The sequence below is a fragment of the Aeromonas sp. QDB56 genome, from assembly GCF_027705505.1.
Taxonomy (GTDB): Bacteria; Pseudomonadota; Gammaproteobacteria; order Enterobacterales; family Aeromonadaceae; genus Aeromonas; species Aeromonas caviae.
Map to the genome: position 1 here is coordinate 1 of NZ_JAPDBZ010000277.1, position 1,245 is coordinate 1,245.

General features: G+C 56.5%; 1 protein-coding gene. It reads left to right on the forward strand.

Annotation, left to right across the window (positions count from 1 at the left end; translation table 11 throughout):
* Positions 1–89 precede the first annotated feature (89 nt).
* The coding region (locus OKB81_RS20380; RefSeq protein ID WP_270668619.1) for an IS1634-like element ISAs25 family transposase at positions 90–1,245 on the forward strand (1,156 nt) is incomplete at its 3' end.

Below are 1,245 nucleotides of genomic sequence, written 5' to 3' on the forward strand. Positions count from 1 at the left end.
CCGTCATTCCGCACCTGATTTTGCTATTTTCAGTGCTTGACGGCGATCGGCCGTTCTGATCTATTACTCTCTTTTGCAGGTAGATCATCATGGCCGCACCCGCTATCTCGATCCGTAACCTCGATCACCTTGGTTTGGTCGCCGCACTCTGCCAGGAACTGGGCATTGCCCGCATGATCGATGCCTTGCTCCCCAAAACCCCGCCTTTCAAGGTCTCACATGGTGAAGCCTTGGTCGCCATGATAGTGAACGGCCTCGGCTTTCACAGCAGCACCCTGCACATGTTCCCGCAATTCTTCGCTAACAAGCCGGTTGAGCGCCTGATTGGCCCCGGGATCTGTGCTGATGACCTCAATGATGATGTGCTCGGTCGCTGTCTCGATGCCCTCTTTGAGGCCGATGTCAGCGCCTTGTATCAGGTGATGGCGGCGCAAGTTGTCGAGCGGCTGGGGCTCAAAAGCACCGCAGTGCACCTCGATATTACCAGCTTCCACGTCGATGGCGCCTATGACTGTGCCGATGGGGATCTGGTCGGTAAGCTGCAACTGGTGCGTGGTTATAGTCGTGATCACCGGCCAGAGCTGAATCAAGTGATCCTTGAGCTCATCTGTGAAAATCAGGCCGGCCTACCTGTCTATATGCAGGCCCTGAGCGGCAATAGTAATGACACCAAAGCCTTTGCCCAGACCGTTCGTCGCCATTTGAGCAGTCTCAAGGCCGCGCAGGAGTGCCGTTATCTGGTCGGCGATGCCGCACTGTACTGCGCCGATACCTTGCAATTACTGGCGCAACAGCAGCAACTATTTGTGACCCGGGTGCCCGTCACTCTCAATGAGGCAAAGCAGGCCGTGGCAACCATAGGTGCACAACCGCTGACCGCTCTGGGCAATGGCTATCATGGCCGTTGGCAACACGCGAATTATGCCGGGGTCGCGCAACGTTGGTTGCTGGTGCGCAGCGAACAAGCCAGCCACCGCGAGCAGCAGACATTGGCCAAAAACCTGCTCAAAGACAGTACCCGCGAGCTCAAAGCCTTCGCCAAATTGTGTGCCCGACGCTTTGCTTGTGAGGCGGATGCCCAAGCTGAGTTGAGCTGTTTTACCGCCAGCTTGATGCTGCTGCAACTGGATGCCGAAGTGGTAGGTGAACCCGTTTATACAGGACGTGGCAGACCCAAGCGTGGCGAAGAGCCAATTGGCCATCAGTTTCAAATCACTGGGTTGGCGGCAACTAGCCTGGCTTGCG